This window comes from Alkalihalobacillus sp. CinArs1 (genome assembly GCF_947387515.1).
Lineage (GTDB): Bacteria > Bacillota > Bacilli > Bacillales > Guptibacillaceae > Guptibacillus.
The window spans coordinates 198,377-221,737 of record NZ_CANDOB010000002.1; the positions used below are offsets into that span (position 1 = coordinate 198,377).

24 protein-coding genes are annotated in these 23,361 nt (G+C 44.5%); 20 read left to right on the forward strand and 4 right to left on the reverse strand.

All coding sequences use genetic code 11. The features are described from left to right. The first annotated feature begins 110 nt into the window (after window positions 1–110). The 9 genes from PFZ69_RS09475 (at window position 111) to PFZ69_RS09515 (ending at window position 8,721) form a co-directional block, all read left to right on the forward strand. Window positions 111–1,526 carry an OB-fold domain-containing protein gene (locus PFZ69_RS09475; protein ID WP_270180834.1) on the forward strand — a complete coding sequence of 472 codons (1,416 nt, stop codon included), beginning with the start codon at window positions 111–113 and terminating at the stop codon, window positions 1,524–1,526. Beyond that, complete coding sequence (locus tag PFZ69_RS09480) at window positions 1,516–2,700, forward strand: acetyl-CoA acetyltransferase (RefSeq protein WP_270180835.1); 1,185 nt, start codon at window positions 1,516–1,518, stop codon at window positions 2,698–2,700. Before PFZ69_RS09475 ends, PFZ69_RS09480 begins: the two co-directional genes overlap by 11 nt. A gap of 15 nt (window positions 2,701–2,715) precedes the next feature. Continuing rightward, window positions 2,716–3,861 (forward strand): acyl-CoA dehydrogenase family protein, encoded by a 1,146-nt coding sequence (locus tag PFZ69_RS09485; RefSeq protein ID WP_270180836.1) that lies wholly within the window; start codon window positions 2,716–2,718, stop codon window positions 3,859–3,861. 13 nt (window positions 3,862–3,874) lie between these two features. Continuing rightward, a complete protein-coding gene (locus PFZ69_RS09490; RefSeq protein ID WP_270180837.1) occupies window positions 3,875–4,312 on the forward strand; it encodes a MaoC family dehydratase N-terminal domain-containing protein in 438 nt (145 codons plus the stop codon). Between the two features lie 10 nt (window positions 4,313–4,322). Further along, window positions 4,323–4,697 carry a MaoC/PaaZ C-terminal domain-containing protein gene (locus PFZ69_RS09495; protein WP_270180838.1) on the forward strand — a complete coding sequence of 125 codons (375 nt, stop codon included), beginning with the start codon at window positions 4,323–4,325 and terminating at the stop codon, window positions 4,695–4,697. A 12-nt stretch (window positions 4,698–4,709) separates the two neighbouring features. Next, complete coding sequence (locus PFZ69_RS09500) at window positions 4,710–5,516, forward strand: SDR family oxidoreductase (RefSeq protein WP_270180839.1); 807 nt, start codon at window positions 4,710–4,712, stop codon at window positions 5,514–5,516. Next, window positions 5,516–6,577, forward strand: a complete 1,062-nt coding sequence (locus tag PFZ69_RS09505) for a CaiB/BaiF CoA transferase family protein (RefSeq protein WP_270182010.1) — start codon at window positions 5,516–5,518, stop codon at window positions 6,575–6,577. Before PFZ69_RS09500 ends, PFZ69_RS09505 begins: the two co-directional genes overlap by 1 nt. Beyond that, entirely contained in the window at window positions 6,577–8,190 is a 1,614-nt protein-coding gene (locus PFZ69_RS09510) for a long-chain fatty acid--CoA ligase (RefSeq protein WP_270180840.1), read from the forward strand. The genes PFZ69_RS09505 and PFZ69_RS09510 overlap by 1 nt, the downstream gene beginning before the upstream one ends. A gap of 174 nt (window positions 8,191–8,364) precedes the next feature. Next, window positions 8,365–8,721 carry a DUF4183 domain-containing protein gene (locus tag PFZ69_RS09515; RefSeq protein WP_270180841.1) on the forward strand — a complete coding sequence of 119 codons (357 nt, stop codon included), beginning with the start codon at window positions 8,365–8,367 and terminating at the stop codon, window positions 8,719–8,721. 52 nt (window positions 8,722–8,773) lie between these two features. On the opposite strand, the gene PFZ69_RS09520 is transcribed toward PFZ69_RS09515, so the two are convergent. After that, window positions 8,774–9,157: a DUF4183 domain-containing protein gene (locus PFZ69_RS09520; RefSeq protein WP_270180842.1), complete on the reverse strand. Its 384-nt coding sequence runs from the start codon at window positions 9,155–9,157 to the stop codon at window positions 8,774–8,776. Between the two features lie 368 nt (window positions 9,158–9,525). Here PFZ69_RS09520 and PFZ69_RS09525 point away from each other — a divergent pair, with 368 nt between their 5' ends. Together PFZ69_RS09525 and PFZ69_RS09530 are read left to right on the forward strand one after the other, a co-directional pair. Further along, window positions 9,526–11,151: an amidohydrolase gene (locus PFZ69_RS09525; protein ID WP_270180843.1), complete on the forward strand. Its 1,626-nt coding sequence runs from the start codon at window positions 9,526–9,528 to the stop codon at window positions 11,149–11,151. Next, complete coding sequence (locus tag PFZ69_RS09530) at window positions 11,135–12,589, forward strand: sodium:solute symporter family protein (protein ID WP_270180844.1); 1,455 nt, start codon at window positions 11,135–11,137, stop codon at window positions 12,587–12,589. The genes PFZ69_RS09525 and PFZ69_RS09530 overlap by 17 nt, the downstream gene beginning before the upstream one ends. Window positions 12,590–12,641: 52 nt before the next feature. Here the strand turns inward: PFZ69_RS09530 and PFZ69_RS09535 are convergent, their stop codons facing one another. Continuing rightward, a complete protein-coding gene (locus PFZ69_RS09535) occupies window positions 12,642–12,845 on the reverse strand; it encodes a PspC domain-containing protein (protein WP_270180845.1) in 204 nt (67 codons plus the stop codon). A gap of 127 nt (window positions 12,846–12,972) precedes the next feature. Here PFZ69_RS09535 and PFZ69_RS09540 point away from each other — a divergent pair, with 127 nt between their 5' ends. Genes PFZ69_RS09540 through PFZ69_RS09555 form a run of 4 tightly spaced genes read left to right on the forward strand, consistent with a single transcriptional unit; the run spans window position 12,973 to window position 15,481 of the window. Further along, window positions 12,973–13,503: a DinB family protein gene (locus tag PFZ69_RS09540; RefSeq protein ID WP_270180846.1), complete on the forward strand. Its 531-nt coding sequence runs from the start codon at window positions 12,973–12,975 to the stop codon at window positions 13,501–13,503. A gap of 10 nt (window positions 13,504–13,513) precedes the next feature. After that, window positions 13,514–14,413 carry an alpha/beta fold hydrolase gene (locus PFZ69_RS09545; protein WP_270180847.1) on the forward strand — a complete coding sequence of 300 codons (900 nt, stop codon included), beginning with the start codon at window positions 13,514–13,516 and terminating at the stop codon, window positions 14,411–14,413. A gap of 22 nt (window positions 14,414–14,435) precedes the next feature. Further along, window positions 14,436–14,996 carry a GNAT family N-acetyltransferase gene (locus PFZ69_RS09550; protein WP_270180848.1) on the forward strand — a complete coding sequence of 187 codons (561 nt, stop codon included), beginning with the start codon at window positions 14,436–14,438 and terminating at the stop codon, window positions 14,994–14,996. Continuing rightward, entirely contained in the window at window positions 14,987–15,481 is a 495-nt protein-coding gene (locus PFZ69_RS09555) for a GNAT family N-acetyltransferase (protein WP_270180849.1), read from the forward strand. The genes PFZ69_RS09550 and PFZ69_RS09555 overlap by 10 nt, the downstream gene beginning before the upstream one ends. Window positions 15,482–15,492: 11 nt before the next feature. On the opposite strand, the gene PFZ69_RS09560 is transcribed toward PFZ69_RS09555, so the two are convergent. After that, window positions 15,493–15,819 carry a YciI family protein gene (locus PFZ69_RS09560; RefSeq protein ID WP_270180850.1) on the reverse strand — a complete coding sequence of 109 codons (327 nt, stop codon included), beginning with the start codon at window positions 15,817–15,819 and terminating at the stop codon, window positions 15,493–15,495. Between the two features lie 326 nt (window positions 15,820–16,145). On the opposite strand from PFZ69_RS09560, the gene PFZ69_RS09565 reads away from it, so the two are divergent. From PFZ69_RS09565 to PFZ69_RS09575, 3 genes are read left to right on the forward strand one after another with little or no spacing between them, the layout of a single operon-like run. Next, window positions 16,146–18,065 (forward strand): IucA/IucC family protein, encoded by a 1,920-nt coding sequence (locus tag PFZ69_RS09565; RefSeq protein ID WP_270180851.1) that lies wholly within the window; start codon window positions 16,146–16,148, stop codon window positions 18,063–18,065. After that, entirely contained in the window at window positions 18,062–20,029 is a 1,968-nt protein-coding gene (locus PFZ69_RS09570; RefSeq protein ID WP_270180852.1) for an IucA/IucC family protein, read from the forward strand. The genes PFZ69_RS09565 and PFZ69_RS09570 overlap by 4 nt, the downstream gene beginning before the upstream one ends. A 51-nt stretch (window positions 20,030–20,080) precedes the next feature. Next, a complete protein-coding gene (locus tag PFZ69_RS09575; protein ID WP_270180853.1) occupies window positions 20,081–21,295 on the forward strand; it encodes a type III PLP-dependent enzyme in 1,215 nt (404 codons plus the stop codon). A 108-nt stretch (window positions 21,296–21,403) separates the two neighbouring features. Here PFZ69_RS09575 and PFZ69_RS09580 read toward each other — a convergent pair whose 3' ends face one another. Continuing rightward, window positions 21,404–22,126, reverse strand: coding sequence for a phosphatase PAP2 family protein (locus PFZ69_RS09580; RefSeq protein ID WP_270180854.1), 723 nt, complete (start codon window positions 22,124–22,126; stop codon window positions 21,404–21,406). A 141-nt stretch (window positions 22,127–22,267) separates the two neighbouring features. Here PFZ69_RS09580 and PFZ69_RS09585 point away from each other — a divergent pair, with 141 nt between their 5' ends. Next, window positions 22,268–22,789, forward strand: a complete 522-nt coding sequence (locus PFZ69_RS09585) for a DNA topology modulation protein (RefSeq protein ID WP_270180855.1) — start codon at window positions 22,268–22,270, stop codon at window positions 22,787–22,789. Further along, on the forward strand, window positions 22,782–23,273 hold the full coding sequence (locus tag PFZ69_RS09590; RefSeq protein ID WP_270180856.1) for an NUDIX hydrolase: 492 nt from the start codon (window positions 22,782–22,784) through the stop codon (window positions 23,271–23,273). The genes PFZ69_RS09585 and PFZ69_RS09590 overlap by 8 nt, the downstream gene beginning before the upstream one ends. The last annotated feature ends 88 nt before the right edge of the window (window positions 23,274–23,361 follow it).

A 23,361-nucleotide genomic window follows, 5' to 3' on the forward strand; every position in this document is an offset into this window, starting at 1 on the left:
TATTGTTACATGCTTGTTTTCTGAATATTGTTATAATTATTATACCCGAAAAATTCGTCTGGGTTTATAGATGGTGAACCAGCGGATAAGCAAAGAACAGGAGGCTAACCATGCAAGGGATTATCGCATATGAAGTGTACCTTCCTCATCACCGCATTTCAAAAAAGGAAGTCGCTGGCTTTCATGGCGGCTATGCTGGAAAAGGGACAAAATCTGTCGCTCATTATGATGAAGATAGTCTAACGATGGCGGTAAATGCATCGCAAGCGTTAGGTGACGTAATAGAGAAGAACCAGCCTGGAGCGGTGTATTTTGCATCGACAACGTCACCATATCAAGAGAAATTGTGCAGCGTGACGCTCGCTAAGGCGCTCCACCTTCCTGCGAATACTGGAACGATCGACTATGGAAATAGTCTTCGTGCTGCTACGAACGCCATACGAGCAGGTATGAACGCAGTCGAAGCGAGGAAAGGATCCATTCTTGTGAGTTTGGCCGATCGAAGGCTCGCAAAGCCAAAAAGCCCACTCGAAGCTGAAATGGGGGCAGGGGCCGTATCTTTTCTTCTCGGAGAAGGGGAAGATGTACTCGCAGAGTTGATCGGGTCATCACAAGTGGCTGGGGAACAAATGAGTCAGTGGCGAACCGCACAAGATCAATTTCTAAGACAGTGGGAAGATCGGTTCATCGCGCATTCCGTATCAGATGCAGTTCTTCAATGTGCTCATGAGCTTCTGAACAGCACGAACAGGTCGCTCGAGAGCATCGACACCGTCATCGTAGCGGGACCAACCGAAAAGCTTTCGATCACATTGGCAAAACAGATCGGCGCGAAGGAAGAGCAAATAAACTATATTGGTGATGCGAGTATTGGGCATCTTGGTACGGCAAACGGTCCTTATATGCTTACAAAGGCACTTTCAGAAAGCACTCCCGGGCAGACGATTCTATGGCTTCAGGCAGGAGATGGATGCGAAGGAATGCTATTTCAGACAACAGAAGCGGTTTCTTCTTACAAACAAAAGAAAACGCTTTCACATGGAACAACCGTCAGTTACAGCGATTACTTGCGCTGGTACGAATTGTTAGAGGTGGACGAAGGAAGGCGCCCTGGAGCAGCTACACCTTCAGCGCCGGCTTTGAAGCGAAACTTAGATCAGATCCTAGGTCTTTTTGGATCAGAGTGCATGAATTGTGGGCAGAGCTATTATCCGAAGCAGCGCGTGTGTGTGAAGTGTCATGTGAAAGATGAGATGAAGCCGTTCTCACTCCAGGGTAAACGAGCGAAGGTTGCAACCTATACGGTCGATTACCTTGCCACGTCTGTGTCGCCTCCGACGATTTTTGCGGTGGTCGATATCGAAGGTGGAAGCAGATTGCTTGCTCAAGCCACGGACTGCGGTCCTGAAGAAATTTCGATCGGTACTGAGGTGGAGTTCAGCTTCCGTAAGTTATATGAAGCAGGAGGAATCAATAATTACTTTTGGAAAGTCGTTCCAAAGAGAGGTGTTCATCATGAGTCGTAAAGGAATTCACGATAAGGTTTCGGTCGTTGGGATGGGGTGTACGAAGTTTTCAGAGCACTGGGATAAAAGTACGGATGATTTGATTATCGAAGCAGCGCACGAGGCCTTGAACGATGCGGGAATCGAGCTTAAGGATGTTGAAGCGGCTTGGATCGGGACGATGGATTCAGGCTATGCGGGCATGACGCTTTCAGGTCCACTGAAGAGCGACTATATCCCGGTTACGAGGGTCGAGAACATGTGCGCGACGGGGTCTGAAGCGTTTCGAAACGCGTGTTATGCGGTCGCAGCCGGGGCGTATGATGTGGCGCTCGTCGTTGGTGTTGAGAAGTTAAAGGACTCTGGATATAGCGGACTCGTTATGAACTCATCTCCTGGAGATGGAACGTCCCCGAATATTACTGCTCCGGCATCGTTCTCGTTGCTCGCTCCGGCATATTTTAATCGATATGGGCTCGAAGCGAAACAAGGGAAAGAAGTTTTGGCCCGAATCGCATGGAAGAATCATGCGAACGGAGCTTTAAATAAGAAGGCTCAGTATCAAAAAGAGATTCCGATGGAGCGGATTATCAATTCGCCGATGATCGCGGCTCCCCTCGGCGTACTCGATTGCTCTGGAGTCGCAGATGGGGCGGCAGCTGCCGTGATCGTTCGAACAGAGGATAGTAAAAAATATCGAAACGATCCGATGCTCGTTAAAGCGCTAAGTATCGCGGCTGGACCCGGTGAGGGCATGCTGACGCAGGACTTTGATTTTACAAGCATTCAAGAAAACGTTCGTGCTGCAGAAGATGCTTATAAGCAGGCTGGAATCAAGAACCCAAGGAAAGAGATCGATATGGCCGAAGTGCACGATTGTTTTACACCAACTGAGCTTGTGATTTATGAAGACCTCGGTTTTAGTGAGCGAGGAGAAGGGTGGAAGGATGTTCAAAACGGACGCTTTGATCTAAAAGGAGATCTTCCGGTAAATCCAGACGGTGGATTGAAATCGTTCGGGCATCCGATCGGTGCAAGCGGGCTTCGGATGTTGTATGAAATGTACCTTCAGTTTCAAGGAAAAGCGGATAAGCGTCAGTTAGATGATCCGAAGATCGGGTTGACCCATAACCTTGGCGGCTATCCGTGGCAGTGTGTCTCGTTTATCTCGATTGTAGGGAAAAACCTCTCTTAAGAAGGAGCTAAAAAGATGAAACATCCGTATTTAACAAACGATCATGAAGCGTTCCGTAAGTCACTGCGTAAGTTTCTCGCTAAGGAAGCAGAACCGTTTTACGAAAAATGGGAAGAAGATCGCCTAATTCCGCGGAGCTTCTGGGAGAAGTTAGCGGCGCAAGGGTACCTTTGTCCGACACTTCCAGAAGCGTATGGCGGTTTTGATGCTGACTGGGGCTATGCGGTCATCATCAATGAAGAGTTGGAGCGAATCGGATCAGGGCTCGTTGGCGTTGGGCTTCATAACGACATCGTTGTACCGTACATTGAATCGTATGGAACAGAAGAACAAAAGAAGCGATGGCTGCCAAAGTGTGTGTCGAGTGAAATCATTACCGCGATCGCCATGACAGAGCCTGGTGCAGGTTCAGATCTCGCGAACATCAAGACGACGGCTGTGTTAGAAGGTGACCACTACGTTGTGAATGGGTCAAAGACGTTTATTACGAATGGTATCCATTCTGATCTTGTGGTTGTAGCGGTGAAAACGGATCCCAATGCGAAGCCAGCTTATAAAGGCGTGAGCTTACTGGCGGTGGAGCGCGATCACCCTGGTTTTTCTAGAGGACGAAAGCTTAATAAAGTAGGTCTTCACTGTCAGGATACGGCAGAGCTGTTTTTTGAAGATTGTCGTGTTCCGAAAGAAAACTTAATCGGTGCAGAAGGCAAAGGATTTCTTTATTTGATGGAAAAGCTTCAGCAGGAACGCTTGCTTGTCGCAATCGCTGCTCAGGTAGCGGCTGAGGATATGTTTGAGATGACGATGCAGTACATTCAGGAGCGGAAGGCGTTCGGTCAGAGCATCTCAAAGTTTCAGCATATTCAGTTTGAGATGGTCGAGATGAAAACAGAAATCGAGATCGGCAGGACGTTTCTCGATTCCCTGATCGCTGAACACATGGAGGGAGAAGACATCGTTACGAAAGTGTCGATGTCGAAATACTGGCATACGGATATGGCAAAGAGCGTTTCACAGCGCTGCCTGCAGCTTCATGGCGGCTATGGCTATATGGAAGAATACAAGATTGCGAGAAGGTTCCGCGACATTCCGGTGTCGGCGATTTATGCGGGGACAAATGAGATTATGAAAACAATCATCGCTAAAAATATAGGATTGTAGAAAGGGGGATATCATGAGCGCAATTCAAAATAAGGTCGGCATCGAAACAAAGCCGTTCACGTTTACAGTTGAAAGAGGGAAGGTGCGGGAGTTTGCGAGCGCGATAGGAGATGATAATCCGATTTACCAAGACGTTGCGTTCGCGAAGAAACAGGGGTACCGTGATCTGCCGGTACCTCCAACCTTTGCGACTGTCATCGATATGTGGGGCGGAGCGAGTTTTGAAGATTTGATCGCGATGCTTGAGGTCGATCCTTTGAAGGTTTTACACGGAGAACAAAGCTATGAATATATGAGTCCGATTTATGCAGGTGATACGATCACCGCACAAATGAAAGTGGTCGACCAGAAAGAAAAGGGCGGGTTAACCCTGTTCACGCTCGAAACGATCTATCGAAATGAGAAGAACGAGAACGTACTACTTGCAAGGTCCGTTGTAATTGAACGATAGGAGGGATAACGTGTCAGCACTACAACCAGTTAAAAAGAAGCCGATTACGCATTCTCAGCTTGTGAAGTATGCAGGTGCGTCTGGTGATTTTAATCCGATTCATACGGTCGTACCCGTGGCGAAAGAAGCGGGCTTACCTGACGTGATTGCACATGGCATGCTCGTCATGGGGATGGCAGGGCAAGCGTTGACGACGTGGTTTAAACCAGAACAGTTAAAGGCGTTTCAAGTGAGGTTCAAAAAAATGACGCTTCCAGGTGAAGCTTTGACCGTAAAAGGTTTTATAAAAGAAGAAACTGATGAGAATGTGTTGATTGGTGAAGTTGTCGTTGTGAATGAAAAGGATGAGAAAAAACTATCGGGTACATTTCACGTACAGATGTAGGAGGAATGAGCTATGTTAAATGATCAAGTTGCCATTATCACAGGGTCTGGCCGAGGCGTTGGCCGAGCAGTTGCATTAAAGATGGCTGACGCTGGAGCAAAAGTCGTTGTATCTGATAAAGATGAGGCACCAACAGAAGAGGTCGTGAACGAAATAAAAGAACGCGGTGGAACGGCGATCGGATTCGCTGGAGACGTCACAGCTGGTGACTTTGCGACTTCGATTATGGAGAAGGCCGCATCCGAGTTTGGGGGCGTCGATATTCTCGTGAATAACGCAGGCTACACGTGGGATGGCTTGCTTCATAAAATGACCGATGAACAGTTCCAAGCCATGCTCGATATTCATCTTATCGCACCGTTCAAGCTTACGAGGGCTGCAGCGCCTTATATGAGGGAAGCCGCAAAGAAAGAGATGGAAACGGGTGAAGCGAAGTACCGGAAGATCGTCAACGTGTCCTCCGTAGCAGGTGTGATGGGGAATGTTGGACAGGCGAACTATTCCTCTGCAAAAGCGGGCATGATCGGGCTCACAAAAACTGTAGCACGTGAATGGGGAGCGTTTAACATCAACTGTAATGCTGTAGCGTTCGGTCTGATCGATACGCGCCTGACGCAATCGAAGGAAAAAGGCGAAACGGTAAACGGCGTTCCGGTCGGGATTCCAGAGAAAGTGAAGAAAATGTTCGAACAATCGATTCCGCAGCAGCGTGCGGGAACGGCTGAAGAAGCGGCTGAGGGAATCTTCTATTTGGCATCTCCGCTATCAAACTATACGAATGGACAAGTTCTTCATATTAACGGCGGTTGGTATACGTGATGCTAGAGGGCGTCAGGGTACTGGATTTTACGCAGTACTTACCAGGACCTTATGCTACGCAGCGGCTAGCTGATCTCGGAGCTGAGGTCATCAAGGTGGAGCCTCCGAACGGCGATCCGGCAAGGCAGATGGCAGATGGCCTCGTCTATGAAGCAAACAATCGTGGAAAGAAAAGCATTGCGGTCGATTTAAAAGTTACAGCGAAAGTGAACGAATTAAGTGAAATTCTTCAAACGGTCGATGTTGTGATCGAAAGCTTTCGCCCAGGCGTGATGAAGCGAATTGGGCTTCATTATGATGAAGTAAAGAAGATCAAGCGTGATATCGTCTACTGTTCCCTTTCTGGATTCGGGCAATCAGGGACACATGCTCACCTTGGGAGCCACGATTTGAACTATCAAGGATTAAGCGGGCTGCTTTCTCAACATCTAGATGGAAATGGAAGACCTGTACAGCCAACGTTTACAACCGTGGATTATGGTGGAGGAATCGTTGCCTCAGAGCGTATTTCAGCTGCACTTTTTCAAAGGGAGCGAACAGGAAATGGGTGTTACCTTGATCTCGCTTTGAATGATGTCCCGCTAACGATGATGGGCACGCATGCTTTATATCACTTGAAAAAGAACAAGCAAGATGGTCCTGATTTTATAGATGGAAGCGTAGTGTGCTACGGACTGTACGAAACGAAGGATCGTCGGTTCGTATCGCTCGCAGCACTCGAGCCGCATTTCTGGAAGAACTTTTGCCATGGAGTTGGAAAAGTCGAATGGTTGCCGCACGCTTTTTCGCCTGTTAAGAGTGATCTTCATGAAGAGATCAACGTGCTTTTCAAAGAGAGAACGATGGCAGAATGGACTTCGTTCGGTGAATCGCATGATTGCTGTTTATTCCCTGTATTAAACGTAGAGGAGGTGATGGATCATTCGTATGGTCCGGAGCGAGGACTAGTAAGGAGAGGTGAGCAGGTACATATCGTGACGAACCCCAATGCTGTTGGCCAATCTGCACCACTTTTAGGACAGGATAAGATCGACACATTTAAAAAGGAGCGTGATCAATAATGATGAACACACCTTTGATTCTGACAGGATTGATTAATCGAGCAGAGCGTTATTTCCCGGATAAGGAAATTGTGTCACGGACATTAAGTGGTACACAGAGGTTTACGTATAAAGAGTATGCGAAGCGAACGAGGCGACTCGCTAGTGCATTGACAAAGCTTTCGATGAAGGAAGGAGACCGAATCGCTACATTCGCATGGAATCACCATCGTCATTTAGAAGCCTATTTTGCGGTACCTTGTTCGGGAGCTGTCCTTCATATGGTTAACATTCGTTTATCACCTGAACATATCGCTTACGTCGTTAACCACGCAGAAGACAAAATTCTTATGGTCGATGAAGATCTCGTTCCTCTGATCGAAAAAGTTCAGGATAAACTGACGACGGTAGAAAGGTACATCATCATGAGTGATAAAGAGACGCTGCCTGAGACAACTCTTTCACCAGTGTATTCTTATGAAGAACTGTTACAAGAAGGAGACGAAAATTTCCAGCTTCGAGAAGATCTCGACGAAAACGCTCCTGCTGGGATGTGCTATACGTCTGCGACGACTGGTAATCCGAAGGGAGTCGTCTACTCTCATCGCGGAATCGTTCTCCATAGCATGGCTACAGGGTTAGCCGATTCTCTAGGACTTTCTGAACGCGATGTGTGCTTACCAATCGTGCCGATGTTCCATGCGAATGCTTGGGGGCTGCCGTTCGCTTCAGTATGGTTTGGAACGAAGCTCGTCCTCCCTGGTCCAAACATGACACCTCAAGTCATTGCCTCACTTATCCAAGAGGAAAAAGTGACCGTGACAGCAGGAGTGCCGACGATTTGGCTAGCTTTTGTGAATCTACTTGAGAAAGAAAGCTATGAGATCAGTAGTTTACGAGCTGTCGTGTGCGGAGGCTCAGCAGCACCGAAGAACATTATTCGTGCGTTTGAAGAAAAGCATAACATTCCGTTTATTCAAGGGTACGGGATGACAGAAACGAGTCCAATCGTCTCTCTTTCAACGTTATCGAGTGAAATGGACAACCTTACAATGGAAGAAAGAATCGACACCAGAGCTACGCAAGGAATGGTGATTCCGGGGCTCGATGTTCGTGTAATCAATGAAAATGGTGACGTCCCGTGGGATGGAAAAACGATGGGAGAACTGATCGTACGTGGACCTTGGGTTGCAAGTGAATACTACAAAGATGAACGAACGCAGGAATCGTTCCGTGACGGTTGGCTATACACTGGGGATATCGCGAAGATCAATGGTGATGGGTACATCCAGATTACTGACCGATCGAAGGATTTAATTAAAAGTGGTGGGGAATGGATTTCATCCGTTGACCTTGAGAATGCTCTTATGACGCATGATGCTGTTTATGAAGCTGCTGTGATCGCAATTCCGCACCAAAAATGGCAGGAGCGCCCCGTCGCATGTGTCGTCCTACAGGAAGGATATGCCGACATATCAAAAGATGAACTCATAAACTATCTCTCTACTCAATTTGTTAAATGGTGGCTCCCTGACGATATCGTATTTATGGATGAAATTCCGAAAACGTCTGTCGGGAAGTTTTTGAAGAGGGCGCTGAGAGATAAATTGAGTGAAGAGCTGGTGCTGGAGTAGTCATTCGTTCTTGAAATCTAATGAAAACTGTATCCTATTAAACTTTTGTGGAGCCTGATAGAATTTCTTTCCTCTCTAAATTCAATGAGACCATTTTTCTGAAAACATTTTCCAAATTCATCTGAAGATGCATACAGTAGGATAGATACTCACAGAGTGTAAAGGGGGACGGCCATGAAAAAATTAGAATGGTGCATATGCCCGAATTGTGGGTCTTTGTTCTGTTTAGGCGAGTGTGTGAGGCCTTCTAAAAAACCCCTGCAAACAAGTGTATATACCTATTACGCATTATCAGATGGTGAGAAGTATCTTTATGGTAAGCAAGATGAGTTAACAGAATATGGGGATAGAGGAATATTGAATCCTGAAGGTGTATCGTATACAAATCTATTTATAAATGGGGTTTTGCAACCAACGAGTGTATATGAAATCCGAGATGGTTGGTTACTACTCAATACAAGTTCGCCACCTCCATTAAAAGGAACCCCTATTATCCTTCAGTTTGTTACGATTTATGGCGGTGCTTATTAGATTAATATACGAAAATAAAGAGTTCTACCAAGTAGAACTCTTTTGTGTTGCTTTATGTTGCAACAGTGGTTGAAGAAGATGGAGCATAATTTACAATCTCAAGTACGACACTTGTCCCAGATAAAATTGGGTCTCCACCAGCAGGAACGGCGATATCTAGTGAGCCAACTGCAGTTGCTCCAGGTGTATACGTCGAGATTCCTTCCATTTGTAAAACACCGTTTATATACACATTGAAATAGCTGTTGTTTGTAGCTAGTGTTGGAAGCGTTGTAACAGCTGTTCCATCATCCTGGAAAAATGAAGCCGCATCGATACTTAACGTAGCTCCAGCAGCAGTTTCAGCTGAAGTTACATTAAAAAACTTTGAAGCTGTAGGTGTTATTTCTGTGGATGTTGAAGCAGAAATTAAAAGTTTCATCAATTGTAGCGCCATTGTGTATGCTTCCTCCTTTTTGTAAAAATATGGAACACTAAGTATTATATGTTTGCATGAGTGAGGTGAATAGTTTATCGTCTTGCGTTTCAATATGTTTTATTACTAGCCTATTGTTTCTATAGGAAGACGGTTTGATATTTGTAAAGAATATTGATAAAATTCAAAATAATAAATAGAAAAATAAGAGAAACTGTCTATTCTAATCGACTTCACTGGCTCAAAGTGAAGCGTTCCGTTAGAAAGAAACCAGTTTTATGCCAGGAGACAAGTATAGCCAACATACTACTCGTGTGCATAAAACTGGTTTTTTTATGGAGTGGAGGAGGGAGAAATTCAAAGTCTACTAAAATGAAAGGTGAGTGACAATGACGGAAGCGGATTTGATTTTTGTGAATGGAAATGTACTAACGATGGATGATGAAAAGCCTATTGCGAGTGGAGTGGCCATACGAGACGGCGTGATCGCGTACATAGGAGAAACAGAAGAAGCCCTAAACTGGAAGGGGAAAGAAACGACCGTTACAGATTTAAATGGCAAGACATTGATGCCGAGTTTTATCGAAAGCCACATTCACCCAGCGATTTATGGCTTAAGCATGTTAAAGCTCAATTGTACGCCAGAAGTTACGCCTTCGATCGAAGCGATCTTAACAAAGATCGAAGAGGAAGTAGCGAAGACCCCTGAAGGACACTGGATTATAGGATGGGGCTATGATGATAGCAAAATGAAAGAGAAGCGGCACCCTACCCGATGGGAACTCGATCGAGTGGCTCCAAATCATCCGGTTGTGTTAGAACGAGCGTGTGCCCATATGGCGGTAGCAAATACGAAGGCGCTCGAAGAAAGCAGCATAACTGAAGAAACGCCTGTATCTGGAGGAAAGATCGAGAAGGATGAGAATGGAGAGCTAACAGGTTTGCTTCAAGAAAAGGCTCAAGGGCTCCTTCACATCCCGGAATATCGTCTCGAAGAACGAGTGAAGGGCATGAAAGAAGCGCAAGAAAAATTTGCGTCGTGGGGGATTACGACCGTCCATTGTATGTCGACTCAAAAAGATGATATGCAGTTGTATCAAACCATGCTGGAGAATGAAGAGCTGAAGGTTAGGATTCGGCCATGGATTTGGGCGATCGATCAAAATGGTTTCGACGGTGCACTAGAGGAGGTGCTAGGCACAGGCTTACGAAGTGGTTTTGGGAACGACATGCTTAATATTCAGGGATTGAAATTTATGTTGGATGGAAGTGTCGGCGGAAAGACTGCTGCTTTTTCAAAGCCATACATTGGAACACAAGAAACAGGTATTCTTTATAATGACGCTGAGGAAATTGCGCCACTTATGCAAAGAGGGATCGAATCAGGATTAAGAGTCGCCATCCACGCGATCGGTGATCGCGCCATTGAGGTAGCTCTTGATTCATTTGAAAATGTAACTAAGCATCATCCGATCGACCATATGCGAAACAGAATCGAACACTGTATCTTTCCACACTCAAATCAGATTTTACAGATGAAGAACCTCGGACTGCTAGCAGGTTCATCGATCGGTTTCCTCTATCATATCGGTGATAATTATTTAGCGAAATTAGGAGATGAGCGGATGTCATCTGCTTTTCCTCACCGATCGTTTAAACAAGCAGGTGTTCCTGCACCGGGGAACTCTGATCTGCCTGTTACAGATGGAAATCCGTGGACTGGAATTTACGGAGCTGTTACTAGAAAAACGTCGAGTGGACAAGTGATCGGGTTAGAAGAAGGTATACGGGTCTGGGATGCTTTAAAAGCGTTTACGGTGGATGCCGCTTATAGCTCTTTTGAAGAAGAAACTCTTGGCGTCATCAAGTCGGGCGCAAAAGCTGACGTCATGGTGATTTCTCACAATCCATTAGAAATCGATCACGAAGAACTGTTAGACATTAAAACGGAAAGCACGTATTTAGAAGGAACGATGGTTTATAGTTCAAGAAAGGAAGGTGAACCTATTGTTTAGTAGCCAGCAAGAAACGTTGTTGATTACGATCATTGCCGTCTACTTTGTATTTTTATTTGGTCTATCGCTTTATGTGAATCGAAACGTTAAGACGTATGAAGATTATAACGTTGCAGGACGGTCGACGAGACTGATGCCGCTTATCCTTACGTTTGTTGGTACAGCGATTGGAGGCTCGATCTTACTCGGCTATATGACAAAAGGGTATCTTTTTGGAATGGGGCAGCAATGGCTTGCGATCGGTTTTACACTAACCTCGATCGTTATTGCGGCTTTTCTATTAAAACGAATTCGTTTTCTAGGAAAAAAGTACAATATGGTCACACTAGGTGATTTCACGGCGCTGCGGTTCGGAGAGGGCGCGAGAATTCCTACTGTTTTAAGCGTTCTTTGTGCATATGCAGCCGTTACGGGTATGCAGTTCGTTGCGATCGCTACGATATTGAAGTTGACGATAGGACTCAGCATGACGACTGGGATCATCATCAGTTGGGCACTTATGACGTTGAAAACCTATTTTGGCGGCCTCAAGTCGGTTATGATTCAGGATGCGATTCATGGAACGATTCAAACAGCAGGAATCTTCTTTTTACTCATTGTCATCATGTTCCTTGTTGGGGATTGGGGAGCACTTGCTGATCAGGCGAGAAATGCTGAAGGTGGAAATGCGCTGAGCATCTTCAATATCAGTGCTTCTGAATTCTTTGTGTATATGCTTACGATTGGAGCCTACCAGTTTGTGAGACAAGATTTATGGCAACGTTTTTGGGCAGCGAAAGATGATCGAACTGCAAGCGTTGGGTTCTGGTCAGCGATCGTCCTCGGCTTTTTAACGGCTGCGGTAACTATTTTCATAGGATTCCTAGGAAAGTTCGGGCTTAACTTAACGAATATCGATCCAGCCTTGATCTATTATGAAATCATCGGACAAGTACTGCCATTCCCACTCGTTGTCGTGATGCTGATCGCATTGTTAGCAACAGTTATCTCTTGTGCCGATTCGTTCTTTCTCGCAGCGGCATCATCGATTGTGAATGATGTTGTAAAACCGAGGGTCGGTGAAGTTGGGGATAAAAAGATGCTTACGTACAGCCGGATGTCGGTCGTATTCGTTTCGATCATCGCTCTCTTGCTGGCGCTTTATATACCTCAGCTCGTCACCCTTTGGATCACCGGAACGGCCATGCTTGTGTCTGGGCTATTAGCTCCGGTATTGTTCGGGTTATTCTGGAGTCGAACAACCAAGTTCGCAGGCTTCACTGCAATGTGGGCTGGACTGATCATCGCAGTCATATGGCAAGTTGCAGGCCATCCTTATGGTCTTCATCCTGTTTTCATTGGACTACCTTTATCCGTGGTTACGGTAGTGACGTTAACGTTAGGCTCAAAGGATGAAAAGGAAAATACGGTGTTTTCCGATTTAAAGAAGATAGGATAAAGTGAAGATAAAATGTAAACTCCTTGGCTTCTAGCCAGGGGGTTTTCTATGTTCAATCATTCATATGGATTTCTTCATCTGTCGGCAACAACAAAGCTAAAGCAAAATAAAGGAGTATAGATACTTCGGTATAGAAAACGGTAAGTACAATGAATATGAATCGCATTGTTCCTGCTTGAATGTTTAAGGCTGCACTTATCCCACCGATGACGCCTAGCGCCACCTTATCAGTTGTTGATTTATATATTTTTTTCAACGTACTCCTCCTTACGGTTGTTACCTTTTTCTACGGATCGTCGTTGAAGAAGTTTCAATAAAAAGGAATTTGCCCCATTTTGTAGAAGGTAGTTGAGGGGCAACGGGTAAGGAAAGGGGCGTTCTAGGTGAAGAGTGTACAGAATCTTACCATGATTGAAGACGTTGAGGGGTTCACTCCTCACATTTCAAGACTCGTATCGATGATGAACTATGCGAGGCATACGACGGAAGAAGCGATCGCTGGGTTAACCGCTGATCAGCTTGATTTTCAACTTGATGATGAAAGCAATTCGATCGGGATGTTGCTGCAGCATATGGTCTCTCTTGAAAAGGCATTTCAAATCATGACGTTTGAACAGCGAGAGCTTACGGATGCTGAATGGGATGTGCTTGGTACCGCAATCGAGTTAGGTGAACGTGCGAGAGGCGAGATACGCGGTCGTGATCTTGACTACTATTGGAGTGAAATGAGTTTAGCGCGTGAATACACGCTTCAAGAATTAAAGAAGAAAGACGATGACTGGCTCGAAATCGTTACCCCGTATGGTTGGGATGAGAAAGCGAACCACTATTTCAAATGGTTTCATGTAATGGAAGATGAGTTGAATCACCGGGGACAGATCAGGTTGATTCGTAGAAGGATTACGAAGCATTGAGGTGAAAGAGTTGCATAATGGTAAGTTGATACCGATACGTGGAAAAGAGCTTTATGTGGAAGTTCACGGTTCTCCCGATAATCCACCGCTTCTTTATTTACATGGTGGTCCAGGGGAGAGCTGTTTTAATTTTTCGTACCACCAATCAGCCCGATTGGAAAAAGATTTTATGGTGATTGCAATCGATCAGAGAGGCGTATGTCGATCAGAGGGTGTAACAGAAAACGAAGACTTCAAACTACAGGATTTGATTGAAGACTGTGAGGCACTGCGAGACCATTTTTCCGTTGATAAATGGTCTTTGATCGGACATTCCTTCGGTGGATTTCTAAGTGTGCTTTACGCTGCCACTTATCCTGATTCAATAGACAGAGTCGTTCTTGAATGCCCGACATTTGATTTCGATCTAACCTCTAGGAGTTTAATGAGGAAGACCGCTTCGCTTCTTGAAAAACACGGGCAATCGAGAGCTGCCATCGAAAGTTTAACCATCGTAACAAATAACGAGTTAAAGGGTCGGGAACTCGCTGAGTTATATAGTGATTACAGTGATTTACTCGGTGAGAACCGGATGGAGATCTATATGCATAATCACGACCATCCAACAGACTACAGCTATTATAGTGACGAGAAATGGGATGAGCTCTATGATAAGTCTGAGGTTCATTACAACCTGTTGAGAGCAGAAGGAAGAATCTTTGACTCACTACTGCCTCTATTAAACGAGATCAAATCACCTACTCTCTTGCTGACAGGAAAATACGATCCAGTAACGTCAGATCTCCAGGTTCAAGCATTTCGAACGGATGTGGAACTTGGTGAAACCTATCATTTTGAAGATAGTGGTCACACACCACATGATGAAGAACCTGAACATTTCGCAAACGTCATAAAAAAATTTATCAGCTAATAGACAGAGAGGAACAGACAACATGTTTACATACCCAGTAAATGAAGATCTTTATCTAAGAATGTATACAGTAGATGATGCAGAAGAGCTTTTTCATCTGATGGATGAATCGAAAAGCTATTTAAGAGAGTGGCTCGCATGGGTCGATTACAATACGGATGTTGAAGGCTCGAAGGCGTTTATAGAAGGTACGATCAAAAGTCTCTCTGAAACGGGTGGCTATCCTAAGACGCTCGCAATGGTTTATAAAGGGGAAATCGCTGGGACGATCGGTTTCAATGAACTTAACCGAACTCATGATTATGCGACCATTGGGTACTGGCTTAGTGAAAAGCATCAGAAGAAGGGAATCGTCACGCAGGCTTGTAAGGCGATTCTTACGTATGGCTTCGATACGATCGGTCTCAATCGAATCGAAATACGTGCGGCTTCTGAGAATAAAAAGAGTCGCGGTGTTCCTGAGCGACTCGGTTTCACGAAAGAAGGGTTGATCCGTCAGGTTGAAAAGGTGAACGGTACCTATGTTGATCACGTCGTTTATGGCATGTTGAAAAATGAATGGAGCAGATCACAATGGAAATAAGAAGAATGAAAGCAGATGATGCAAACGAGTATTGGGAGTTAAGATTAGAAGCTCTTCAGAACAATCCTGAAGCATTCGCGTCGAGCTATGAAGAAGCAGTAGAGAGGAAGAATCCACTCGAAGGTGTTGCGGCTAATTTAGAAAGAGCTGTTACGCTAGGAGCATACGACGGCGGATTGGTCGGAGTCATCACGTTCGTTCGAGGAAGCGGTTTGAAAACGAAGCACAAAGGTGACTTTTTTGCAGTTTATGTAACGCCGAGCTATAGAGGTAAAGGTGCTGGTAAAGCACTTCTGAAGGAAGCGATCGATTATGTGAAGCGTGTCGATGGACTCGTTAAAGTCAATATCTCCGTTTCTTCAGTAAACAAGACCGCAAAACAGCTTTATCATAATATGGGATTCAAAACGTACGCAAATGAAGAGAAAGCTCTTTATGTGAATGGTGAGTTTCTGGATGAAGAACACATGGTGTTGTTTCTCTAGAAAACCAGACGTTAGGACGTCTGGTTTACAGTGAAAGCATCATTATATAGTGCAACATGGTATGGATAGAGCTCTGCTGTCATGATTCCTTCACGGACAGCAGGGTCTTTTTTCATGATTGACGTCGCTTCTTCTTCAGAATTCGTCTGAATGACAACGATTCCGAACGCTGAATCATCATCGTTCACGGTTCTGCCAGCCATGATCAGCGTGTTCTCGTTCAATAGCTCCTTCAAAGCGTTGAAATGCTCCATCACGATTGCGTTTTCTTTTTCAGTCCAGTTGTTTTCATCGACGAGTCTTGGAATGAGTTTCAGCTTGTATAAATATTGGTTCATTGGAAACCTCCATGTTTTTAATCTATCTATCACTTCGTTAAATCGACGGTGATACCTTTATTAAAGATGAGCACTGCCGCAGACGAGCGGCTTTTTTTATTCGAAATGTAGCATTGTACGTCCTTTCGGTTGATTATAATAAAGAAGATCAGTTGTGACGACTTTCAAATCAAATTCTCTTAAGGCTCGCTTGTTAGCGAAATCGATAGTAACATTTATGACAGCGAAAAGTTGACATTGAAAACGATCTTCAATAACCTTAGGAAGTGGTAATTGATAATGATTTTCAATAAAAGTGTTTAGCAGGCTAACAGGAGGAATGACGTTTGGAGTCAACGCTTAGAGTAAGTGATAGAGAAGATAACTACGAAATCCAAGTGTTCCACCATATGAGAAATAATTATGAAACCCTTGTCGAAAGGTTTCGTGAGAACCTCATCGTTGCACGAAAAACCATTCTGCATCAGTTGATTCAAGGCATCATCCGTGAGGAAATCCTTCCGTTCGATTCAAGGGAAGGCACGGAGTTAACATATATAACGTTTCGTTTATCGAAAGAACAGATCGATATAAACGTACGCAATACTTATACACTTGGACAGATCGACATCGTTGGAGATGTTTTGCATCGCGACGCAGATGGGAATGAAACTGTATTATCAAACGCGGATCAGTTTCTTTCGATTCTAGTTCATAATGAACCCAAATTGATTTCCGATAACTTCGAACAATTCTGTGAAGAGATATCAAATAGCAGCTTAAATTATGGGCTCGCTCTAACGGCGGCTGAGAAGCGCATGAAGACTGTTCAGGAAGAGGCGGAACAGCTGGATGCACGAGATTCTTTTTCATATGTAGAGAAGAAGCGAGGCGATGCCACATTTAGCCCGCTTACGTTCTTCGAGCAATGGGTGGTTCAAGGCCATACGATTCATCCATGTTCACGTACACGATTAGGTCTTTCACCAATGGATGTGAGTCGCTATGCACCTGAGTGGGGTGGGCAGCCAGATGTGATACCAGTTTTAGTTCATAAGTCTTACTGTCGATCAACACATAAGAAAAAGAGCGCGACGCGTATTTTATTGGAAGAGTATCCAGAACTGCAAGAGGATCTGGAGAGGGTCGCATCTGAAAAAGGAATTGAGCATCGTGAGTATGAGCTCATCCCTGTACACCCATGGCAGTTCGAACATACGATTTCAAAGCACTATCGTCGGTTGATCGAACGTAACATGATCATTCCGTTGAGTGAGAGGATCAAGACGATGGCACTCATCTCGTTTCGCTCGTTAGCTCCGTTCGAGAATAGGTCGAAGCACCACATAAAAACCGCCATCAATGTCCAGATGACGAGCGCAGTTCGGACGGTGTCTGCTGCGTCGACCTACAACGGACCGTTGATCTCATCGGTTCTGAAGGAAATCGGAGCGCGTGATCCGTTCATCTCGAATTCGTTAAGCTTTATGGGAGAAGACGCAGGAATTCATTTTGAACCCGACTCAGACGGTGATGACCGTCATTTCCTACAGAAAAACCTTGCTTCCATCATTCGTGAAAATCCGGAGGCAACGTTAACTAAAGATGAAGTGGCGATTCCTGCAGCTGCTTTTATTGCAGATTCACCAGTTTCACAAAAGCTGATTCTACAAGAGCTTGTCGAACGCTACAAAGAGAAGATGAATCACCCATCGCTACAGGTCGCTGCTGAAGCATTTATAAAGCGATACTGTGAGGTGCTGCTGCCAGGCATCATGAGTTTGATCGTAAAATATGGTGTGAGTTTAGAAGCGCATTTGCAGAATACGGTTTGTGTCTTTAAGGATGGGGTACCAGAGCGTGTGATCTTCCGTGATAATGGAGGAATTCGTATCCTGACAGAACGCTTGGAGACGTTCGTAGCGTTAGGGGCATTAGACAACAGTACAAATTTATTAACGACAAAACCGGAAGAGCTCCACGATATCTTTTTCCATGCGATTATTCATAACCATATCGGAGAAATGAACGTCGCCCTATCTCGTCGTTTAGATCTTGATGAACAAAGTCTATGGAATCCAGTAAGAAAAGTCGTAAGGGATGTTTATGAGTCGCTAAAGTCTGACACTGAACATGATTATGAGCTATTGAAAGCAACGCGTTCAAGGATGAAGGCGTTAGTGAAGATGCGGCTGACAAACAAGTACACAGAAAATATGTATGTCGATGTCGTTAATCCTTTACACAATGAGGTGTTTGAGAAATGACGATACAAATGATCAAAAGACCCAATTATGATAGTAAAGGATTCATGCTCGAAGCAGAAGTGAACTGCATGCGTTTTATCATGAAGCAGATGCCATCGTATCTTAATGATTTTATCGCGAATTTAGAAAATGGCCGAAAAGGCATTCTTCACAAATTAGCTTCATCCATTTTAAGAGAGAACATAAACGATTTATACAAGAGTGCAACGGACTTTAAGGTAGTAGGTTCTAGCTTTGTGGTTAAGAACGGTGATAGAACTGACATTTCGGCATACCTACAGAAGGCGACGTTTCGTGAAGATGTGACGTATAAGCTTATGTCGGTAAAAAGTGGTGTCCTGATCTTTCCGATCAAACACGAATATGCCTTTCAGCGTATTGAAACGACAGATACGATCTTATACATCGATGAGCATCAGGTGACGGAGATCAAGGTCGCTTCAGAACTCATCGACGTGCTTTTTGAAAAGGGGCCGCAAGTTGAAACGTTCAAAAAGGAGCTTGATAACGGTACTGCAAACCTCACGCTTGCCTATATGTTCGACGATAGTTGGAGGGGAGCCATACAAGAAGAGGCAAAAGCATTAGGTGCTACGTCAACACTTGACTATCTCGGTAAAAAAAGCGAGGTTTCACCAACACTCTTTTTTGAACAGCTCATTCTTGAAGGGCATCATCTCCACCCAGGAGCCAAAACGAAGATCGGGTTGTCACAAAGTGATGTTTTTCGATTTTCACCAGAGTTTCATCAATCCTTTGGCGTTCGTTTCGTTGCTGTTGATCGCGCATTTGTCATGACGACGGCACAAACAAAAAGGATGCTTGAAGATCATTTTTATGACGAATGGAAGCAATGTCTTGAGGAGTTAGAGGAAATTGGATTAGAGCCTAACACGTACGATATCATTCCAGTTCATGAGTGGCAGTTTGAACACGTGGTTCCGGACTTGTATGAGAAAGAAATAAAGAATGGTACGGTTCGTTTAATTAAAGGTGTGATGTTAGAAGCGCAGGCAACGTCTTCGTTCCGAACCGTTCATGTGAAGAATAAAAAGGCACCCTCGTTAAAGCTCGCTGTTAACAGTCAGATGACGTCGACCGTTCGTTCGATTTCAACGCAGACTGCGATGAACTCAACATTGTTTACAATCATGATGACGACCATCATGAACGAAGAAAAACAGCTGGAAAACTTTGTTCCTTTGAACGAGATAGCGGGAATGGCTTTTAAATCTGAGGAAGAATTAAAAAGCCGTAACTTAACGATGCTCTTACGCGAAAGCATCGATGAGAAGCTTATGGATGGGGAAGTTGCGATTGCTGGACCAGCTCTGTATGCTCGGTCTCCATTAAGTGATGCAAGTATTCTCGCTGAACTCGTCGATGAATTTGCTAAGGTGAATAACATCCCTAAGCGTCAGGCAGCATTCCCGTTTTTCAATGAATACATTGAAAAAGTCATTCCTGGGTATCTCACACTTATGGTGAAGTATGGGATTGCACTTGAGGGCCACTTGCAAAACAGCATTCCTGTATTTAAGAACGGCAGACTGTCACGTTTCTTCTTCAGAGATTGGGGAGGATCACGTATTTATCAAGCACGACTTAAACAGCAAGGGATCGATGTATCATTTGCACCTGGATCTGTTTCAGTCACGGATAAGGTGTCCGATATGCATAATAAACTTTATTATACCGTTTTCCAAAACCATCTCGGAGAAGTGATAAGACAGCTGGTTCAATATTCTGGAATAAAAGAAGAGGAATTCTGGAAACAAGTTAAAAAAGTTTGTGACGATACATTCAATAAACTCTCCGATCAGTGTGAAGAAAACGTAGCACAAGACCGCAGTTTTCTTTACCAGTCGACAGTTATGCATAAATCTCTTACGAAAATGAGATTGTCGAATAAAAAAGGTGATGCGTACTGTGAGGTTTCAAATCCTCTCAACATGACTAGATAAGGAGCAAGGGAGTAAGCTAAAAGAGATCGCGCATTATGTTGGAGGGACACCATGATTACAATTAGTAAAAATGCAGTAGAGGCTTACCTTGAGCAGAGAAAGGAAAGTGGTCCAGTCTGTGCGTATGTGTACGACCTAGACCATCTCAAGCAACATGCAGAAACGATCAAACAAAGCCTGCCAGCTTTCTGTGAGCTTTATTACGCTGTTAAAGCGAATCCAGATCTTGAACTACTGAGTACGTTAGAGCCGATCGTCGATGGGTTTGAAGTCGCATCCATCGGTGAGATCAACAAGATCGACGGTATCTCGAAGAAGCCGATGCTTTTCGGTGGGCCAGCTAAAAAAGATCATGAAATGCTTGAAGCGATGGAGCGAAATGTTGATTATGTAAATGTAGAGAGCCTGCACGAATTGAACCGTATGGCGTATTTAGCACAACAAGAACAAGTGAAGCTTCCAGTTTTGCTTCGGGTAAACTTGAGCACTAACGTATCGGATAGCCACATTCGCATGTCTGGCGTTCCGACTCAGTTTGGCATCGATGAACGAGATGTCCCTAACGTAATCGTGAAAGCTCTCTCGTATGAGAAAATCGAGATCAAAGGATTTCATTTTCATGCGATGTCCAATAACTTAGATGCAGCAGCACATCTTCGTTTTGTTGAGATGTGTATGAAAAAGGCACGATCTTGGCGAAAGGAATTTGCGTTGGAAGCTCCCATTATCGATATTGGCGGCGGCATCGGAATCAACTATTGGGATACGAGTAATCCATTCGATTGGGATACCCTTGCTCGAGAACTAAAGGAGTTTGAGCAGGAAACGATCGATGAAAACCTCACGCTGTTTTTAGAAATAGGAAGATACATGACGGCAGGATGCGGCTCATATGTGTCAGAAGTGCTCGATGTGAAAACGAATCATGGTGAACATTTTGCTGTTCTACGAGGCGGCTCACATCACTTGCGCCTACCGGCTGCATGGAAGATGAGCCACCCGTTCAGAGTTCATTCTGTTGAAGGGTGGAAGTACCCGTTTGAGCGGCCTGGGATAAAGGATGCCGAAGTAACGGTAGCGGGTGAACTTTGTACTCCTAATGATGTTCTTGTTGGAAAGGAATTTGTATCAGAGCTACGAGCAGGCGACATCATGGTGTTCGAATATGCCGGAGCCTACGGCTGGACCATTTCGCATCATGACTTCTTGAGTCATCCGCATCCAGAGCAGGTGTATGTAATGAATGGTCTGGTTTATATCAGGTAAAGGATGATGTATCGTATAGTGGTTCATCTTCTTTTATGTAATGCTTATATCACATGGAAAAAGTGGCTAAATAAAATAAAGAGCTTGGGACGATTCCCAAGCTCTTTTTCATGCCGTAAATTCAGAACTACTTTTTTGTCTTGCTTTTCGATGCCTTCGCTGACGCCACAGCATGAGTTCGAGTGCCATGATACAGATCAGTAACCACGCTAAGCCGAGTGTGAGACCCGCTAAGATGTCGGTTAGGTAATGAACGCCGATAAAGATCCGGCTAAGCGCGACTGTAACGGTTAGCACGCCGAGGATGGTGTTGATCGTAATCTTCCATCTTCTTTTTAGATTGCTAATCACGATTAAGTAAAATAAGAATCCATAAAACGTGATCGCGCCAGTCGAGTGACCGCTCGGAAAGCTGAAGCCTGTTCCGTCAAACTTCTCGAGTACATCTGGTCTTTGTCGCTCGAATAATAACTTTAATCCTTTTGTGAGTCCGCTGATTCCAAGCATATTGACTAACAAGAAGAATGAAACCCACTTGCTTTTATCAGAGATAAACAGCAAATAAATGAGGGTTAGAACAGTCCCGATCGTTATCCAGGTCACTGAACCCGCTTCCGTTATCTTTCCCATGATCCCGCTGAGTGCGGGGGTATCGATCGAACTGATGAGTCGCGTCGCAAGTTTATCGATCATAAACTGTTCGTTCTCCGCAACATCTTCAGCTAATGAGAAGAAAAAGAAAAATGCTGCTCCTATGGTGATAAAACCACCTAATATGAGAGCGATGGAGACTTTTGAATAGTTTGATGGATGAATGTTCTTAAATATCACGATGGTTGCTCCTTTTGTAAATAAGTTGGTAAGGTTCATTACCCTTCTCATAAAGGCTTTCAAACAGGTGAGTGTTGGGTTGGCTAAACGAGTAAGCTATTGTACTATGAAATAATTGGTAAGAGTGCTGGGGGGAGTAGCTTGAGAAAAATCGCGATAATCGGTTCAGGAGGCTCAGGAAAGTCGACGCTAGCAAGAGCATTAGGAGAACGACTACAAATCGATGTCTATCATCTGGATGCGTTGTTTTGGAAGCCGAATTGGGAAGGAGTACCAAAGGAAGAACAACGAGATGTGCAGCTCAACATCGTTTCAAAAGACGAATGGATTTGCGATGGGAACTACGGAGGGACGATGGAGATTCGTCTTGATGCTGCGGATACGGTCATCTTTCTTGACCTTCCTAGGGCGCTTTGTACGTATCGAGTCTTTAAACGAGCGGTTCAATACCGTAACCGAACGAGACCTGATATGGGGGAAGGGTGTAAGGAAAGGGTTTCTCTTACGTTCTTGAAATGGGTTTGGAATTACCCGAAAGAGAAGCGTCCAGAGATTTTACGAAGGCTGAATCGTCTTCCTGAGGAGAAGAAGGTTTATCACCTTACTTCAAAGAAAGCGATTGCCAGATTCTTAACGAATATAGGGAGTGAAGAACGTGTTTAGTATCGTTTTAGGGTGTGAGAAAGGCGAGCGAATGGTCTACAGAGAGGCCGTGCGCGCTATTTTAATAGAAGATGATCGGATTCTCCTCGTGTATTCAAATTTAGGAGATTATAAGTTTCCTGGCGGTGGGATTGAAGAGGGTGAGACGCATGCAGAGGCAATCGTGCGTGAAATTGCAGAGGAAACAGGATATGTGAACGGTTTGATCGGAGAGAAGGCGGGAACGATTGTGGAACGGAACGAAGACCTCTATGAAGAGGGAGCGATTTTCGAAATGACCTCTCACTATTATTTTTGCGAAGTTCCCGGAGAATTGGCACCCCAACGGTTAGATGACTACGAGTCCGAACAAGAATTCACCCCAGTTTGGGTCACGCTTGAAGAAGCGATCATGCAGAACGAAGAAGCGTTTGAGATTAATAGTGCGAACGGATGGATTCACAGAGAGAATACTGTCCTAAAAGAATTGAGAAAGAACCAATAGATTGTGAGCCGCTTCATCTGTGGCTCTTTTTTTATGGAAGAAAACACAAAGTGAGGAAGTTATACGTTTGGATATACTTGGGATGTGG

Coding starts and splice junctions, on each gene's coding strand:
- PFZ69_RS09475 (WP_270180834.1), top strand. CDS start 111: ATGCAAGGGATTATCGCATATGAAGTGTACCTTCCTCATCACCGCATT.
- PFZ69_RS09480 (WP_270180835.1), top strand. CDS start 1,516: ATGAGTCGTAAAGGAATTCACGATAAGGTTTCGGTCGTTGGGATGGGG.
- PFZ69_RS09485 (WP_270180836.1), top strand. CDS start 2,716: ATGAAACATCCGTATTTAACAAACGATCATGAAGCGTTCCGTAAGTCA.
- PFZ69_RS09490 (WP_270180837.1), top strand. CDS start 3,875: ATGAGCGCAATTCAAAATAAGGTCGGCATCGAAACAAAGCCGTTCACG.
- PFZ69_RS09500 (WP_270180839.1), top strand. CDS start 4,710: ATGTTAAATGATCAAGTTGCCATTATCACAGGGTCTGGCCGAGGCGTT.
- PFZ69_RS09505 (WP_270182010.1), top strand. CDS start 5,516: ATGCTAGAGGGCGTCAGGGTACTGGATTTTACGCAGTACTTACCAGGA.
- PFZ69_RS09510 (WP_270180840.1), top strand. CDS start 6,577: ATGATGAACACACCTTTGATTCTGACAGGATTGATTAATCGAGCAGAG.
- PFZ69_RS09515 (WP_270180841.1), top strand. CDS start 8,365: ATGAAAAAATTAGAATGGTGCATATGCCCGAATTGTGGGTCTTTGTTC.
- PFZ69_RS09520 (WP_270180842.1), bottom strand. CDS start 9,157: ATGGCGCTACAATTGATGAAACTTTTAATTTCTGCTTCAACATCCACA.
- PFZ69_RS09525 (WP_270180843.1), top strand. CDS start 9,526: ATGACGGAAGCGGATTTGATTTTTGTGAATGGAAATGTACTAACGATG.
- PFZ69_RS09550 (WP_270180848.1), top strand. CDS start 14,436: ATGTTTACATACCCAGTAAATGAAGATCTTTATCTAAGAATGTATACA.
- PFZ69_RS09555 (WP_270180849.1), top strand. CDS start 14,987: ATGGAAATAAGAAGAATGAAAGCAGATGATGCAAACGAGTATTGGGAG.
- PFZ69_RS09560 (WP_270180850.1), bottom strand. CDS start 15,819: ATGAACCAATATTTATACAAGCTGAAACTCATTCCAAGACTCGTCGAT.
- PFZ69_RS09570 (WP_270180852.1), top strand. CDS start 18,062: ATGACGATACAAATGATCAAAAGACCCAATTATGATAGTAAAGGATTC.
- PFZ69_RS09575 (WP_270180853.1), top strand. CDS start 20,081: ATGATTACAATTAGTAAAAATGCAGTAGAGGCTTACCTTGAGCAGAGA.